The sequence below is a fragment of the Microbacterium sp. USHLN272 genome, assembly GCF_037149655.1.
Classification (GTDB): domain Bacteria; phylum Actinomycetota; class Actinomycetes; order Actinomycetales; family Microbacteriaceae; genus Microbacterium; species Microbacterium galbinum.
In genome coordinates, this window is the sequence record NZ_JBBCRA010000003.1 from 44,306 (window position 1) to 59,998 (window position 15,693).

Annotated in this window: 11 protein-coding genes; all 11 read right to left on the minus strand. The window is 70.4% G+C overall.

Annotated features, from left to right (window positions below):
- Positions 1-101 precede the first annotated feature (101 nt).
- Positions 102-728, minus strand: a complete 627-nt coding sequence (locus WFJ97_RS15260) for a thymidine kinase (protein ID WP_247625084.1) — start codon at positions 726-728, stop codon at positions 102-104.
- A 9-nt stretch (positions 729-737) separates the two neighbouring features.
- Positions 738-2,165 carry a malate dehydrogenase (quinone) gene (mqo, locus tag WFJ97_RS15265; RefSeq protein WP_336642173.1) on the minus strand — a complete coding sequence of 476 codons (1,428 nt, stop codon included), beginning with the start codon at positions 2,163-2,165 and terminating at the stop codon, positions 738-740.
- Between the two features lie 157 nt (positions 2,166-2,322).
- Positions 2,323-3,387, minus strand: coding sequence for an aspartate-semialdehyde dehydrogenase (locus WFJ97_RS15270; RefSeq protein WP_247634158.1), 1,065 nt, complete (start codon positions 3,385-3,387; stop codon positions 2,323-2,325).
- 130 nt (positions 3,388-3,517) lie between these two features.
- Positions 3,518-4,798 carry an aspartate kinase gene (locus WFJ97_RS15275; RefSeq protein ID WP_247625086.1) on the minus strand — a complete coding sequence of 427 codons (1,281 nt, stop codon included), beginning with the start codon at positions 4,796-4,798 and terminating at the stop codon, positions 3,518-3,520.
- Positions 4,799-4,918: 120 nt separating this feature from the next.
- Positions 4,919-5,842, minus strand: coding sequence for a DMT family transporter (locus WFJ97_RS15280; protein WP_247634157.1), 924 nt, complete (start codon positions 5,840-5,842; stop codon positions 4,919-4,921).
- A 22-nt stretch (positions 5,843-5,864) separates the two neighbouring features.
- Positions 5,865-6,458 (minus strand): recombination mediator RecR, encoded by a 594-nt coding sequence (gene recR / locus WFJ97_RS15285; protein WP_247625088.1) that lies wholly within the window; start codon positions 6,456-6,458, stop codon positions 5,865-5,867.
- A complete protein-coding gene (locus WFJ97_RS15290; RefSeq protein ID WP_336642129.1) occupies positions 6,458-8,872 on the minus strand; it encodes a DNA polymerase III subunit gamma and tau in 2,415 nt (804 codons plus the stop codon). The genes recR and WFJ97_RS15290 overlap by 1 nt, the downstream gene beginning before the upstream one ends.
- A 70-nt stretch (positions 8,873-8,942) precedes the next feature.
- Positions 8,943-11,450 carry a glycoside hydrolase family 65 protein gene (locus WFJ97_RS15295; protein ID WP_336642130.1) on the minus strand — a complete coding sequence of 836 codons (2,508 nt, stop codon included), beginning with the start codon at positions 11,448-11,450 and terminating at the stop codon, positions 8,943-8,945.
- On the minus strand, positions 11,447-12,208 hold the full coding sequence (locus WFJ97_RS15300) for a beta-phosphoglucomutase family hydrolase (protein ID WP_336642131.1): 762 nt from the start codon (positions 12,206-12,208) through the stop codon (positions 11,447-11,449). Before WFJ97_RS15300 ends, WFJ97_RS15295 begins: the two co-directional genes overlap by 4 nt.
- 105 nt (positions 12,209-12,313) lie before the next feature.
- Complete coding sequence (locus tag WFJ97_RS15305; RefSeq protein WP_336642132.1) at positions 12,314-13,534, minus strand: acetate/propionate family kinase; 1,221 nt, start codon at positions 13,532-13,534, stop codon at positions 12,314-12,316.
- Positions 13,531-15,648, minus strand: a complete 2,118-nt coding sequence (gene pta / locus WFJ97_RS15310; RefSeq protein ID WP_247956707.1) for a phosphate acetyltransferase — start codon at positions 15,646-15,648, stop codon at positions 13,531-13,533. The genes WFJ97_RS15305 and pta overlap by 4 nt, the downstream gene beginning before the upstream one ends.
- Positions 15,649-15,693: the final 45 nt, after the last annotated feature.

Below are 15,693 nucleotides of genomic sequence, written 5' to 3' on the forward strand. Positions count from 1 at the left end.
GTCCGCGCTGTGGTCTGACCACACTCTACGTCGTGTGGTCAGACCACGCAACGCGGGTACGCGAAATCACCGCTCCGGAAGAGCGAAGGAAGGAGGCGGGCTCAGCCCAGGCGCCCGCCGGACTCCTGCAGGTAGCAGGTGCCGCACAGCGACTCGTAGGTCGTCACCTCGGGAGCGGCCTGGCCGTCGGCCCCCTCGTCGATCGCGACCTGGTCTCCGTCGAACACGAAGCGCCCGCCGATCACCCGGCCGTTGAACACGGCCTTCCGGCCGCAACGGCAGATGGTCTTGAGCTCTTCGAGCGAGTGCGCGATCGCCAGCAGGCGAGCCGACCCGGGGAAGGCATGCGTCAGGAAGTCGTTGCGGATGCCGTAGGCGAGCACCGGGATGCCCTCCTCGACCGCGATGCGGAAGAGGTCGTCGACCTGCTCCGGCGTGAGGAACTGCGCCTCGTCGATGAGCAGGCACGCGATGTCATCGGCATGCGCCCGCGCATCGTCCCGGCGAGCGAGGAAGAGCTGCTTCGCATCGTCGCCGGGAGCGATGAGGAAGTCGACCTCCCGCGTCATCCCCAGACGGCTCGAGATCTCGGACGCGCCCTTGGTGTCGATCGCGGGCTTGGCCAGCAGCACCCGCTGCCCGCGCTCCTCGTAGTTGTAGGCCGCCTGCAGAAGAGCGGTCGACTTGCCCGAGTTCATCGCGCCGTAGCGGAAGTAGAGCTTCGCCACCGGCCGACCTCAGACGTTGATGCCGAGGGTCGCCGCCGTCGCCGTCGTCGACTCCTTCGCCAGCGCGGCATCCTTGTTGAGCTGCTCGCCGAACGTCGGGATGAGCTCTCGCAGCTTGGGCTCCCAGGCCACGTAGTCGTCGGGGAAGCAGGTCTTCAGCAGGTTCAGCATGATCGGCACGGCCGTCGAGGCACCGGGCGAGGCGCCGAGGAGCCCGGCGATCGAGCCGTCGCCCGCGGCGACGACCTCGGTGCCGAACTGCAGGATGCCGCCCTTCTTCGGGTCCTTCTTCATGACCTGCGCGCGCTGACCCGCATCGATGAGCGTCCAGTCCTCGTCCTTCGCCGTCGGCATGAACGTGCGCAGGCTGTCGACCTTCTTGCGGTGGTTCTTCATGAGCTCGCCGACGAGGTACGTGATCAGGTCGGGGTTCGCGAAGGCGACGCGCAGCATCGGCCACAGGTTGTGCGTGCGTACCTGCGAGACGATGTCGAGCATCGAACCGTTCTTGAGGAACTTGGGGCTGAACGTCGCGAAGGGCCCGAACATCAGCGAGGCCTCGCCGTCGACCACGCGCGTGTCGAGGTGCGGCACCGACATGGGCGGTGCACCGACGGATGCCTGCGAGTAGACCTTCGCCTTGTGCTGCTCGACGATCTTCGGGTTGCTGGTCTTCAGGAACTGTCCGCCGATCGGGAAGACTCCGTACCCCTTGATCTCGGGGATCCCTGCGTTCTGCAGCAGCTTGAGCGCCCATCCACCGGCGCCGACGAACACGAACTTCGCCTTGACCTCGTTCGGGGTGCGACCGATCGTCGTGCGGTACTTGACGAGCCAGGTGCCGTCCTTCTGGCGCTTGAGCGAGCGCACCTCGTGGTTCGTGCGCAGCGTGACGCCCGAATCGGTGAGGTGGTCGAAGAGCTGGTGGGTGAGGGCTCCGAAGTCGACATCGGTGCCGGCGGGCACGCGCGTCGCGGCGAAGGGCTCACCCTTGCGGCGCTTCTGCATGAGCAGCGGCGCCCACTGGTTGATGACGCGCGAGTCCTCGCTGTACTCGATGCCGTCGAACAGGGGCTGCTTCTTGAGCACCTCGTAGCGATCCTTGAGGTACGCGACGTCCTTCTCACCACGCACGAAGGTCATGTGCGGCGTGGCGTTGATGAAGGTGGAGGGAGCGTCGAGCACGCCCTTGTCGACGAGCGACGACCAGAACTGGCGGCTCTGCTGGAACTGCTCGTTGATCGAGACGGCTTTGGCGGGATCGAGGGGTCCGGTGCCCTGCGGCATGTAGTTGAGCTCGCAGAGGGCGGCGTGCCCCGTGCCGGCGTTGTTCCAGGGGTTCGAACTCTCCTGGGCGACATCCGAGAGTCGCTCGAAGGCGACGATCTTCCACTCCGGCTGCAGCTCGTGCAGCAGAGTACCCAGGGTGGCGCTCATGATGCCACCGCCGATCAGGACGACATCGACTGTTTCGGTCACCACGACAGTCTAGTTCGCGGACGCGACCGGGCCGACCACCGGGGCCGGCCCGATCAGACCGCTTCCGCATCGCGGGGATGCCGTCGCGCTATCGCGCGCGGACCCGCTCAGGCGCTCAGGCGCTCAGTCGCTCAGCGAGGATCTCCGCGATCTGCACTGCGTTGAGGGCCGCGCCCTTGCGCAGGTTGTCGTTACTGACGAAGAGCACCAGGCCCTTGCCCGCCGGAGCCGACTGGTCGGCGCGGATGCGACCGACGAAGCTCGGGTCCTTGCCCGCGGCCTGCAGCGGCGTCGGCACCTCGTCGAGCACGACGCCGGGAGCAGCCGACAGCAGCTCGGTCGCGCGCTCGGGGGTGATGTCGTTCGCGAACTCGGCGTGGATCGAGAGCGAGTGCCCGGTGAAGACCGGCACGCGCACGCAGGTGCCCGCAACGAGCAGGTCGGGCAGCTCGAGGATCTTGCGGCTCTCGTTGCGGAGCTTCTTCTCCTCGTCGGTCTCGTTGTCGCCGTCGTCGACGAGGTTGCCCGCGAAGGGGATGACGTCGAAAGCGATCGGGGCGACGTACTTCTCGGGCTCGGGGAAGTCGATCGACGAACCGTCGTGCACGAGGCGCAGGGTGTCGCCCTGGGCGAGCACGCCCTCGACCTGGCCGAGGAGCTCCTGCGCACCCGCGAGGCCGGAGCCCGAGACCGCCTGGTAGGTCGAGACGATGAGGCGCTCGAGGCCCGCCTCCGCGTGCAGCGCCTTCAACACCGGCATCGCGGCCATGGTCGTGCAGTTGGGGTTCGCGATGATGCCCTTGGGGCGCTCGTCGATCGCGTGGGGGTTGACCTCGCTGACGACCAGCGGCACCTCGGGATCCATGCGCCACGCGCTCGAGTTGTCGACCACGACGGCCCCGGCGGCGGCGAAGCGCGGCGCGTAGGCGCGGCTGGCGGTCGCGCCGGCCGAGAAGAGGGCGATGTCGATGCCCGCGGCATCCGCCTGCTCGACGTCCTCGACGATCACCGACGTGCCGCCGTACTCGATCGACGTGCCGGCCGACCGGGCCGACGAGAACAGGCGCAGCTCGCGGATCGGGAAGGACCTCTCGGCGAGAATCTCGCGCATCACGGTGCCCACCTGGCCGGTGGCGCCCACGATGGCGACGGAGAGTCCTGAGTCGGAGATGCGGGTCATGATGTTCCTTGGCGTCGTGCGGTACTGCGTACGAGGCGCAAGGCGCGGCGTCGGGATGCGGATGCCGCGCCTGGCGCCGATGTCAGGGTTCCGGCGAGTCTATCGCTCAGCCGGACGGCCGGGCGCCGGGTCAGCGACCGGTGCCGGCGTGGACGACCGCTTCGGTGTCGCCGTCGAGGCCGTAGGCGGTGTGCACCGTGCGCGCAGCCTCGAGCAGGTCGCTGCCGCGGAGCACCACCGAGATGCGGATCTCGGAGGTCGAGATCATCTCGATGTTGATGCCGCCGGCCGACAGCGCCTCGAAGAGCACGGCCGAGACACCGGAGTGCGTGCGCATGCCCGCGCCGACGACGGAGAGCTTGCCGATCTGGTCGTCGTGCACGAGGTTCTGGAAGCCCACCTCGGCCTGGTCGCCGGCCAGGGCCTTCAGCGCCGCCGCGGCATCCGCCTTGGGAACGGTGAACGAGATGTCGGTGCGTCCGGTGGCCGAGACGTTCTGCACGATCATGTCGACGTTCGCGCCCGACTTCGCGACGATCTTGAAGATCTCCGCCGCCTTGCCCGGCACGTCCGGCACACCGGCGACGGTGATCTTGGCCTGGCTGAGGTCGGTGGCGACGCCGGCGACGATCGGTTCTTCCATGGCTGCTCCCTCGGCTTCGCGGGGGTTCTTCATGCCCTCGCCCAAAACGTACGTACCCTCGGCCGACGAGAACGACGACCGGGCGTGGATGAGCACGCCGTGGCGGCGTGCGTACTCGACGGCGCGGATGTAGAGCACCTTCGCCCCGTTGGCCGCGAGCTCGAGCATCTCCTCGCTCGAGACGTGGTCGAGCTTCTGCGCACCCGGCACCACGCGCGGGTCGGAGGTGAAGATGCCGTCGACGTCGCTGTAGATCTCGCAGACGTCGGCCTTGAGGGCGGCGGCGAGGGCGACGGCGGTGGTGTCGGAGCCGCCGCGGCCGAGCGTGGTGATGTCGCGGGTGTCGCGGTTGAAGCCCTGGAATCCGGCGACGATCACGATCGCGCCCTCGTCGAGAGCCTCGCGCAGACGGATCGGCGTCACATCGACGATGCGTGCGGCACCGTGCTGCGAGTCGGTGATCATGCCCGCCTGGCTGCCCGTGAAGGAGCGAGCCTCGAAGCCCATCGAGTGGATCGCCATCGCGAGCAGCGCCATCGAGATGCGCTCACCGCTCGAGAGCAGCATGTCGAGTTCGCGCGGTGCCGGGATCGGCGCCACCTCGTTCGCGAGGTCGAGGAGCTCATCGGTGGTGTCGCCCATCGCGCTGACGGCGACCACGACGTCGTGACCGGCACGACGGGTGTCGACGATGCGCTTGGCGACGCGCTTGATGCTCTCTGCGTCGGCGACGGATGAGCCGCCGTACTTCTGCACGATGAGGGCCACGTTCACTCCCGGGGATGTCGGGCGGATCCGCCCACCGCTCATTCTACGATCGCGCCATATGCTCCGCTGTGCATGTGACGCCGCAGCCGGGGCCGGACGATGTCGGTCGGGGGCCGGTCGTCAGGGCACCGCGGGAGGAGGGAGAGCGGATGCCGGCGGCCGCAGCCGTCCGCCGGTGGCGGCGAACCAGCATCCGGCGATCACGAGCGGGAAGCCGATCAGCAACCCGGGGGTGAGCGGCTCGGCGAGCACGATCGCGCCGAGCACGATCGCGACGATCGGGTTCACGTAGGTGAACAGCGGGGCGCGCACGGGACCGACCTCGCGGATGAGCGCGAAGAAGGCGAGGAACGCGACCGCGGTGCAGATCACCGCGAGAGCGAGCAGGGCGCCGATCGCGGGGAGGGTCGGCACCTCGTGCTGGGTGAGCAGGCCGATCGGGAGGTAGAAGACGCCGATCATGAGGAGCGAGAGCGTGATCGTTCCGAGGGAGGGCACGTCGGCGAGCTTGCGCGCGACGATGAACGGGGCGGTGGCGTACAGCACCGCGACGAGCAGCACCTCGCCGGCGGCGAGCAGGCTGACCTCGCCGCCGAACAGGCCGGGGCCCGCGACGACGATCGCGACACCGAGGAAACCGACGAGCAGTCCGATCGATCGCGCCGGCTTGAGCACTCCGCGATCGCCGCCGCCGAGCGCGATGAGCGCGGCGAACAGCGGCACGGTCGCGACGAGGAGGCCGGTCATGCCCGAGGGCAGCGTCATCTCGGCGTGCCCGAGGAGCAGGAAGGGGCCCGCCATCTCGACGGCGCCGAAGGCGAGCACCCAGGGCCAGTGCTTCCATGCCGCCTTCAACGCGCCGTTGCGCAGCGCGAAGGGCAGCAGCAGGAGCGCGGCGATGAGCGTGCGCCCGGCGACGATCGCGGGCGGCGAGAACGACTCGACCGCGATGCTGATGAACAGGTACGGCACGCCCCACAGCAGAGCCATGGCCCCGAAGAGCAGCCATCCGCGTCGCGAGAATCCGGTGTGCTGCGCGTTCATCGTCGAACCGCGCGAGGGGCCGTCACAGCACGCGCCGCCCTTCGAAGGCGCGGCCGAGGGTGACCTCGTCGGCGTACTCGAGATCGCCGCCCACGGGGAGCCCCGAGGCGAGGCGCGAGACCGTGATCTGCATCGTGGTGAGGTAGCGGCTCAGGTAGCTCGCGGTGGCCTCGCCCTCGAGGTTCGGGTTGGTGGCGAGGATGACCTCCTGCACCGTGCCGTCGGCGAGGCGGCTCATGAGCTGCGCGATGCGGAGATCGTCGGGGCCGATGCCGGCGATCGGGCTGATCGCTCCGCCGAGCACGTGGTAGAGCCCGCGGAACTCGCGCGTGCGCTCGATCGCCGCGACGTCCTTCGCATCTTCGACCACGCAGATGAGCGCCTGGTTGCGGCGCGGGTCGCGGCAGATCGCGCACCGCTCCTGCTCGGCCACGTTGCCGCACACCTCGCAGAAGCGCACGCGCGTGCGGATGTCGCTGAGCAGTTCCGACAGTCGAGCGACGTCGAACGTCGGCGTCTGCAGGATGTGGAATGCGATCCGCTGCGCGGACTTCGGACCGATGCCGGGCAGGCGCCCGAACTCGTCGATCAGCTCTTGAACGATTCCGTCGTACATCAGGCGAACCTCGTCGGGGGCTCATAGGGCTCTTCGCGCACGAACGTCGCGCCGAGCACCTGGCGGATCACGGCCTCGCCGTAGCGTTGCACTCCCCCGGGCGCCGGCGCACGCTCGGTCACGCGCGGAGCGGCGTGGGCCGAGGCGACCCGCGCCGGGGCGCTCGCGGGTGCGGCGGAGGATGGTGCGCCGGCGGGTGTAGGTGCGGCAGGTGCCGGTGCCGCGGACGCGGCGGGCACCCGCGCGGCGGAGACCGGTGCCGGCGGGGCCGAGTGCGGAGCGGGCTCGTACGAGGGGTCGTACGGCGGCTCGTCGTCGGGGAACGGCGCCTCGTCGTCGCCGGGAAGCGGCGGCTCGTCGCGATCGATCGTGCCGTCGGTCGGAGGGACGGGCGCGGATGCCGCGGCCTCGACCTCTTCGGGCTCGTCGTCGACCGGCAGGGAGGATCCGGGGCCGACCGGGGTCGTCACCGCTTCGGGCGCGGCGTCGGACGTCGGGATCGCGGCGACGGCCCACTCGGTCACCGCGGCGGGCGCGGGAGCGGACGAGGGGCGCGGGCTCGGTGGTCGGGAGGAACCCGCAGGGGCAGGCTCCGTCGGGGCGGGTTCGGCCGGCGCCTGGGCACCGCCTGCGGACCCCGAGGATCCACCCGAACGCGGTGCGCCGCCGGTCGACGCGGCACCGCCGGCCGGAAGCGGGGCCGGCCGGTACTTGACGACCACACCGAGCTCCTGCTGGAGAGCGGTGCGCAGGTGATCGGACGTGCCTGCGCCCGGCGTCGTTCCCTTGAACTTCGCGACATCGTGCTGGCTCGCGAAACCGATCGTGAGGACCTCGGACTCGGTGTCGTACGCCAGGGGCTGCACGGTGGTGACGACCAGCCACGACGAGCGGCTGATGCTCTCGAGGCGCGTGAGCACGGTCGGCCACGCGGCGACGATGCGATCGAGCGTCACCGGACCCGACGGTGCCGCGGCGGGCGTAGGCTCGGCGGCGACAGCGGCAGCGGGAGCAACCGGCTCAGCGGCGGCAGCAAGGGGCTCGGCGGCGGGCTCGGCGACGGCAGCAGCCGGCGCGGCGGAGGCAGCCACCTCTTCCGGCACGGACGTCGGGGCTGCGGCTGCGGTGGGTGCCGCGACCGGCGCGGCCGGGGCAGCTGCGGCCGGAGCAGGAGCAGCCGGAGCGGGCGCCTGCGCTGCTGCAGGTGCAGGTGCAGCCGACGGTCGCGGAGCGGCGTGCGGCTGTGTCGCTGCTGCGGGCGCAGCGGCAGCGGGCGCCACTCCGGCCGCGGCATCCGCTCCCCCGGCCAGTACGCGGGCGACCATGAGCTCGAGGTGCAGTCGCGGCGAGGTCGCGCCCGACATGTCATCGAGCGCGGCGCTGACGACGTCGGCGGTGCGCGAGAGTCGTGCGGCGCCGAAGGCGGCCGCCTGCGTGCGCATGCGCTCGAGCTCGTCATCGGCGATGCCGCGGAGCACGGCGGAGGCGCCGTTGCCGACGGCCGCGATCACGATGAGGTCGCGCAGGCGCTCGAGCAGGTCGTCGACGAAGCGGCGCGGGTCCTGACCGGTCTGCACCACGCGGTCGATGGCGGGGAACGCCGTCGCCGCATCGGCGATCGCCAGGGCGTCGACGATCTCGTCGAGCAGGGCCGCGTGCGTGTAGCCGAGGAGGGCGACGGCGCGCGCGTACGCGACCGTGACCGTCTCGGAGCCCGCGGGCGAGTCGGAGCCGGCGATGAGCTGATCGAGCAGCGAGAGCGTGTCGCGCGGCGAGCCGCCACCGGCGCGCACGACGAGCGGCAGCACACCCTGCTCGACCACGACGCCCTCTTCGACGCAGAGCTTCTCGACGTACTCGAGCATGGCCGCGGGCGGCACGAGACGGAACGGGTAGTGGTGCGTGCGCGAGCGGATCGTGCCGAGCACCTTCTCGGGCTCGGTGGTCGCGAAGATGAACTTGACGTGCGGCGGCGGCTCCTCGACGAGCTTGAGCAGCGCGTTGAAGCCCTGCGGCGTCACCATGTGCGCCTCGTCGAGGATGAAGATCTTGAACCGGTCGCGGCTCGGGGCGAAGGTCGCCCGCTCGCGCAGGTCGCGCGCGTCGTCGACGCCGTTGTGGCTCGCGGCGTCGATCTCGACCACGTCGAGCGATCCGCCACCGGCGCGCGAGAGCTCGACGCAGCTGGGGCAGGTGCCGCAGGGGACATCGGTCGGCCCCTCGGCGCAGTTCAGGCACCGCGCGAGGATGCGCGCCGACGTGGTCTTGCCGCACCCGCGCGGGCCGGAGAAGAGGTAGGCGTGGCCGACGCGGTCGCCGCGCAGCGCGGTCATGAGCGGGTCGGTCACCTGGGACTGCCCGATCATCTCGCCGAACGTCTCGGGGCGGTAGCGGCGATAGAGGGCTGTGGTCACCAGAACAGCCTACGGCGTGCCACGGACATCGCGGCAGGTGCGTCGCCGGAGACGCACCTGCCGCGCGCGATCACTCCGGCGGTGCGAGCACCGGGATCGACGTGGTGATCACCGGGACGGATGCCGAGAGGCGCGTTCCGTCCTCGCGACGGGCGTCCGCGAACTGGCGCAGCGTCGGGCGACCCGGGATCAGCGGGCCCTGGTCGGCGAGCGGGACGACGACCTCTTCGCCCTCGGTCGCGATGTAGGCCTCGTCGCGCACCGTGAACGGCACCGGTGCGCCGGAGCGAACCCGCAGACGCAGTTCGTGGGCCGTGATCGTGACCGTGACCTCGGACTCCTTCCACTTCATCGGGAAGGTCAGCGAGGGCCAGGCCGCGGGCAGACGCGGGTCGAAGCTCAGCTCGCCCTCGTAGTCGCGCATGCCGCCGAAACCGCACACGAGCGCGGTCCACACGCCACCGGCGGAGGCCACGTGCACCCCGTCGGCCGCGTTGTTGTGCAGGTCGTGGAGGTCGACGAAGATCGACTCCTCGAAGTACTTCAGCGCGAGGTCCTGATACCCGACCTCGGCCGCGAGGATCGACTGCACGACCGCCGAGAGCGTCGAGTCGCCCGTGGTGAGCGGGTCGTAGTAGTCGAAGTCGGCGCGCTTCTCCTCGGGCGAGAAGTGGTTGCCCTGCAGGAACAGCGCGAGCACGACATCCGCCTGCTTGAGCACCTGGAACCGGTAGATCACCAGCGGGTGGAAGTGCAGCAGCAGCGGACGCTGCGACGACGGCGTGTGCGCCAGGTCCCAGACCTCGCGCTCGAGGAACAGGGAGTCCTGCGGGTGGATGCCCAGGCTCTCGCTGTATGGGATGAACATCGCCTCGGCAGCGCGCTCCCACGACTCCGCCTCGCCCTCGAACAGGCCCGTGCGCTCGACGAGGTCGCGGTAGTCCTCGGGGTACGTCTCGCGGATCTCGCGCACGACCTCGGCCGCGAAGCGGAGGTTGTAGCGGGCCATGACGTTCGTGTAGAGGTTGTCGTTCACGACGGTCGTGTACTCGTCGGGACCGGTGACGCCGTGGATGTGGAAGGTCTGCAGACCGTCGGCGGCATCCGCGTTCTCGACGACCTGCGCCGAGCGCCAGAAGCCGAGCGTCGCCCACAGGCGCGCGGTCTCGACCGCGACGTCGGCGCCCTCGCGGCGGAGGAACTCGGTGTCTCCCGTCGCGCGCACGTACTTGCCGAGCGCGAAGCTCACGTCGGCATTGATGTGGTACTGCGCCGTGCCCGCGGCGTAGTAGGCCGAGGCCTCCTCGCCGTTGATCGTGCGCCAGGGGAAGAGCGCCCCCGCCTCGTTGAGCTGGGCCGCACGCCGACGCGCCGCCGGCAGCATCAGCACGCGGGCGCGCAGCGCGTTGCGCGCCCACTGCGGCGACGTGTACGCGAGGAACGGGAGCACGTAGATCTCGGTGTCCCAGAAGTAGTGGCCGCTGTACCCCGACCCGGAGACGCCCTTGGCGGGGACTCCGGTGCCGTCGGCGCGGGCCGCGGCCTGCGCGAGCTGGAGGAGGCACCAGCGGGTCGCCTGCTGCAGGTCGTCGTGACCGCCGATCTGCACGTCGCTGCGCTCCCAGAACGCGTCGAGCCAGTCGCGCTGGCGCTGGAACTGCGTCTCGACGCCCTCCACGGCGACGCGGTCGAGGGAGCGACGGCAGCGGTCGACGAGCTCGCGCGGAGGCACCCCGCGCGAGGTGTGGTAGCTCACGAGCTTGGTGACGGTGATCGGCACTCCGGCCTTGGCCTGCACCCGGAAGACGTTCTTCGCGATGTCGGCCTCGACGAGGGCGCGGGCGCTGTACTCGTTCTCGGTCTCGAGGACGTGGTCGGCGACGACGGCGACGGTCATGCCGGAGTCGGCGACGCGGTACGACAGCGCCGAGCGCAGGCCGTCCTGCCAGTGCTCACCGGGCTCGAGCACCCGATCGGCGATCTTCTCGGCCTTGCGCGGGTCGAAGCCCGGCTTCTGGGCCTGGGTCGGGGTGCCGGCGTAGACGCCCGCACCGTCCTGGCGATTGAGGATCTGGCAGCTGATCGTGACGGGAGCGTCGGAGTTCTCGACGACGACCTCGAGGCGCAGGATCGCGAGGTGGCGCTCCTCGAAGCTGACGATGCGCTCGTCGCGCATGCGCACGCGCTTGCCCGACGGCGTCTCCCACACGACGAGACGCTCGAGCACACCCGTGCGCATGTCGAGGGTGCGGCGGTACTCGCGCACATCCGCCTCGTCGAACGAGATCGGCTCGTCGTCGACGTAGACGCGCATGACCTTGGCGTCGGGGGCGTTGACGATGGTCTGGCCCACCTCGGCGAAGCCGTAGGCCTGCTCGGCATGACGGATCGGCCACGTCTCGTGCAGCCCGTTGATGAAGGTGCCGTGCTCGTGAGCCCCGCGGCCCTCGATGTGATTGCCCCGGAGACCGAGGTATCCGTTGCCGATCGAGAACAGCGTCTCGCCGACGCCCTCCTCGGAGTAGCGCGTCTCGATGAGGCGCCACGGGTCGACGGGGAAGCGGTCGCGGTCGATCATGCGGTGGTCTCCGGTGCAGAGTTCGGGGTGGTCGGGAGGAAGCGGTCGAGGTCGTCGACGACGACGGTGGCGCCCGCGGCGCGCAGCGCGTCGGCCCCGGTGCCGCGGTCGACGCCGACGACGTGCGCGTAGCCGGCGGCCGATGCGGATGCCGCGCCCGAGGTCGCGTCCTCGACGGCGACGCTGCGAGCGGGGTCGACGCCGAGCGCCACGGCGCCGGCGCGGAACATGTCGGGCGCGGGCTTGGACGCCAGACCGTCGCGCTCGGCGACGACGCCGTCGACCACGATGCGGAAGTACGAGCGGAGGTCGGCGGCGGCGAGGACCTCTTCGGCGTTCTTCGAGCTCGACACCACACCGAGCGGCACCCCGGCCGCGTTCAGACGCTGGACCAGCGCGAGCGAGCCCGGGTACGGGGCGATGCCGTCACGGCGCAGCTCGGCGGCGAAGGCGTCGTTCTTGCGGTTGCCGATGCCGCAGATGGTGTCGGCGGAGGGCGGGTCGTCGACCTCGCCCCAGGGGATCTCGACGTTGCGGCTGTGCATCAGGCTCGCGACACCGTCGTAGCGCTTCTTGCCGTCGACGTAGTCGAAGTAGTCGGCGTCGGTGTAGGCCGGCGTGATGCCCCACTCGGCGAACACGTCGTCGAACACGGCTTTCCAGGCCCGCATGTGGACCTCTGCCGTCGGCGTGAGCACGCCGTCGAGGTCGAACAGCACCCCTTCTGCGGCGAGCAGATCGGGCAGGTTTTCCGGCACAGAAGCCTCCAGGGAGAAGGTCGAGGGTTTCGGCACTCCTCCGTGCCACCATGACAGCGTAATGGGGAGCCGCGCCCCAGAGTAACCCCTGTGGAAAGCGTGCGCTCAGAGCATGTCGGCGGTCTGCCGGGCGATCTGCAGTTCCTCGTTCGTCGGGACCACCAGAACCGTCACCGTCGAGGCATCCGTGGAGATCCTCCGGATGCCGCGACCGCGCTCGGCGTTGCGTGCCTGATCGACCTCCACGCCGGCGAATCCGAGGGTAGCGAGGGCCTCCGCGCGCACCCGGGCGGCGTTCTCGCCGACGCCGGCGGTGAACGAGATCACGTCGACGCCGCCGAGCTGGGCGATGTACGCCCCGGCGTAGGCGCGCAGGCGGTGCACGTAGACGTCGAAGGCGAGGGTCGCCGCCTCCTCCCCCGCATCGACGCCCGCGAGGATGTCGCGCATGTCGCTGCGTCCGGCGAGGCCCTGCAGTCCGCTGCGGGTGTTCAGCAGCGCATCGAGCTCGTTGATCGAGAGGCCGGCGCGACGCGAAAGGTGCACCAGAGCCGCCGGGTCGAGGTCTCCGGAGCGGGTGCCCATCACCAGGCCCTCGAGCGGGGTCAGTCCCATCGACGTCTCGACCGAGCGCCCTCCGTCGATCGCGGTGACCGACGCTCCGTTGCCCAGGTGGAACACGAGCTGGCGCAGGTCGCCGAGGTCGCGGCCGAGGTACGCCGCGGCCGACTCGCTGACGAACTGGTGGCTGGTGCCGTGGAAGCCGTAGCGCCGCACGCGGTGCTGCTTCGCCAGCTCGGCGTCGATCGCGTAGGTGTAGGCCGCAGCGGGCAGGGTCTGATGGAAAGCGGTGTCGAACACGGCGACGTGCGGCACGCCGCGGAAGACGGCCTGCGCCGCGAGGATGCCGGCGAGGTTGGCCGGATTGTGCAGGGGCGCGAGTACCGACAGCTCCTCGATCTGCCGCTCGACATCGGCATCGATCAGGGTCGGCGCGAAGAAGCGGGCTCCGCCGTGCACGACCCGGTGTCCGACGGCGACCGGCGGATGCTCGGCGAGAGAAGGTCCGTGCTCGGCGAACTGCTCGAGCATCACCGCGAAGGCCGCATGATGATCGGGGATCGAGCGCTCGTCGCTGTATGTCGCGTCGAGCATCGTGGGCACGGCATCCGCATCGGTCTCGGGTCGCACCGTGTGCGAGGCCGCACCGGTGTTCTGACCGATCCTCTCGATGAGGCCCGAGGCGAGCTCGTGCTCGCGCTCGATGTCGAGGAGGCTGTACTTCAGCGACGACGAGCCGCTGTTGATCACGAGGATCGCGCTCATGCGGTCTCTCCCTGCGCCTGGATGGCGGTGATCGCCACGGTGTTGACGATGTCCTCGACCAGCGCGCCACGCGAGAGGTCGTTGATCGGCTTGTTGAGTCCCTGCAGGACCGGTCCGATCGCGACCGCGCCGGCGGAGCGCTGAACGGCCTTGTAGGTGTTGTTTCCCGTGTTCAGGTCGGGGAAGACGAACACGGTGGCGCGACCCGCGACCGCGGAATCGGGCAGCTTCGCCTTCGCGACGGCGGCATCGGCGGCCGCGTCGTACTGGATCGGCCCCTCGACGAGCAGCTCGGGCGCGCGCTCGCGCACGAGCGCCGTGGCCTCGCGCACCTTGTCGACGTCGGCTCCCGACCCGGACTCGCCGGTCGAGTACGACAGCATCGCGACGCGCGGATCGATCCCGAACTGGCGGGCGGTCGCCGCCGACGAGATCGCGATGTCGGCGAGCTGGACGCTCGTGGGATCGGGGATGACGGCGCAGTCGCCGTAGACGAGCACCCGGTCGGCGAGCGCCATGAGGAACACGCTCGAGACGACGTTCACGCCCGGCTTCGTCTTGATGATCTCGAAGGAGGGTCGGATCGTGTGCGCCGTCGTGTGCGCCGCTCCCGAGACCATGCCGTCGGCGAGACCCAGGTGCACCATCATCGTGCCGAAGTACGAGACGTCGGTCACGGTGTCGGCGGCCTGCGCGAGGGTGATGCCCTTGTGCGCCCGCAGTCGTGCGTACTCCTCGGCGAACCTCGCGACGTACTCGGGATCGGTGGGGCTGATCACCTGGGCCGCGGCGATGTCGATGCCGAGCTCGACCGCGCGGGCTCGCACGGCGGCCTCGTCGCCGAGGATCACGAGATCGGCCACCTCGCGGGCCAGCAGCGTGGCGGCAGCGCGCAGGATGCGGTCGTCGCCGCCCTCGGGCAGCACGATGCGCCGGCGGTCGGCGCGGGCGCGCTCGATGAGGCCGTACTCGAACATCAGCGGGGTCACGACCCGCGATTCGGCGAGCCCGAGCTGCGTCGCGAGCTCGGCGATGTCGACATGGGTCTGGAAGAGTCCGAGAGCCCGGTCGTACCGTGCGCGCGAGTCGGCGGAGAGCCGGCCGCGCGCGCCCATGACCCGCACGGCGGTGTCGTAGGTGCCGAGATCGGTGGCGATGATCGGCACCGTCGAGGGGAACCCGTCGAGCAGCTGCGTGATCGGCTCGGGAAGGTCGAAGGGCCCGTTCAGGATGATGCCGCTGACGCGGGGGAAGGTGCCGGAGGCGTCGGCGAGAAGCGTCGCGAGCAGCACCTCGGTGCGGTCGGCCGGAATCACGACGACGGATTCCTCGGTGATGCGCGGCAGCACGTTGACCATCGACATGCCGGCGACGACGATCGACAGCGCCTCGCGGGTCAGCCGCCCCTCGTCACCCTTGATGAGACGGCCGTCGACGGCGGCGAGGATGCCGCGGATCGAGGGCGCCACGAGCGTGCGGTCCTCGGGGATCGCCCAGACGGGCGTGCTCTTGCCCGGCCGCACCCCGCGCACCGCCTCGATGATGGCGTCGAGCTCGGCGGGGTCCGAGCGGTTGACGATCGCGGCGAACAGCTCGGCGCGCTCCTGCTCGAGCTCCGTGAGTGCGAGTGCGGCGATCTGCCCGACCGCGGCCGGCACCCGGGCGGTCGTCGTGCCGAGCTGCTCTGCCTGGCGCTGCTGGTCGCGTCCCGACAGCACGAGCAGCACCGGAGCTCCGAGGTTGGCGGCGATGCGGGCGTTGACGCCGAGCTCGGCGGGGCTGGCGACGTCGGTGTAGTCGCTGCCGATGATCACCACGGCATCGCACTGCGCTTCGACCGCTTTGAACCGTGCGACGATCGTCGACAGCGCGTGCTCCGGGTCGTGGCGCATGTCGTCGTAGCTGACGCCGATGCAGTCTTCGTAGTCGAGGTGCACGCCGTCGTGGGCGAGCAGCAGCTCGAGGATCTCGTCGCGCTCGGTGACCGAGCGCGCGATCGGCCGGAACACGCCGACCCGCGGGGTGACCCGCATGAGCGCGTCGAGCACGCCGAGGGCGATCGTCGATTTTCCGGTATGGCCTTCGGCCGAGGTGATGTAGATGCTCCGCGCCACGGTTCCAGCTTAGGCGCACCTCACTCGGCACGCCCTGGGAGCGGA